The sequence below is a fragment of the Spirulina sp. 06S082 genome (assembly GCF_034932145.1).
GTDB lineage: Bacteria > Cyanobacteriota > Cyanobacteriia > Cyanobacteriales > Spirulinaceae > CCY15215.
This window is the reverse complement of sequence record NZ_JAYGHV010000117.1, coordinates 1-823: the sequence shown is the minus strand read 5'-3', so window position 1 is coordinate 823 and position 823 is coordinate 1. Positions and strand designations below refer to the sequence as shown.

The following is an 823-nucleotide window of genomic DNA, read 5'->3' as shown; positions in this document are numbered from 1 at the left end:
CGTGCGCTTCTACAACGCCTTCCGCGACACCTCCTATCCCTCCCACGTCTCGCTCTTCCGCCGCGAGCGCGGGGTTGGCAACATCCGCGACCACCTGCTCGACCAGGACATGATCTACGTCGGCGGAGGAAGCGTGGTCAACATGCTGGCTGTCTGGAGGGCCCATGGCATCGACGAGATCCTCCACGAGGCGTGGCAGCAGGGGATCGTGCTCTGCGGCCTCAGCGCCGGCTCGCTCTGCTGGTTCGAGCACGCCCTGACCGGCTACCAGAACGAGGTCCGCCTGGTCCTCGGGCTGGGGATGCTGCCCGTCGGGAACTCGGTTCACTTCAAGCCGGGCTCCGACCAGCACCGGGAGTTCGAGAGCAGCCTCGACGAGGTCTCCTCGATCGGCTACGCGGCAACCGATGGAGCGGCCCTCCACTTCGTCGGCGAGGAGCTGGCCCAGGTGGTCGCCTCACGACCGGAGGCCCGCGCCTACCGGATCGACCGCCGCGGCGACCGTGCGCGTACCACCCAGCTGGCAACCCGCCACCTCGGCTCACCGGACCACGTGCCATTGGTCGGCCCCTCCTCCTACGCCTGGTCGATGCCTTCAGAGCTCCCGGTTTAGGTAGCTTCACCTCATGGCTTCGCGACTGCTCCTGATGGGGGGCCACGAACTCGACCGCCTCGACGGCAACGAGGTGCTGACCGACTTCATGCTCGATCTGGCCGGTACCGAGGTGCCGAAGGTCTGCCTGCTGCCGACTGCCAGCGGCGACCCGGACGACCAGATATCCCGCTTCCGCCGTGGCTTCGGGAGCCGGGGCGCCGAGGTCAC

At 68.0% G+C, this 823-nt stretch carries 2 protein-coding genes; both read left to right on the top strand.

All coding sequences use genetic code 11. From position 1 onward, the window contains the following. A partial coding sequence (locus VB714_RS07395) for a Type 1 glutamine amidotransferase-like domain-containing protein (protein ID WP_323222650.1) occupies nt 1-613 on the top strand: 613 nt, incomplete at its 5' end. Nucleotides 614-626: 13 nt separating this feature from the next. Beyond that, nucleotides 627-823: Type 1 glutamine amidotransferase-like domain-containing protein (locus tag VB714_RS07390; RefSeq protein WP_323222647.1), on the top strand; the 197-nt coding region annotated here is incomplete at its 3' end.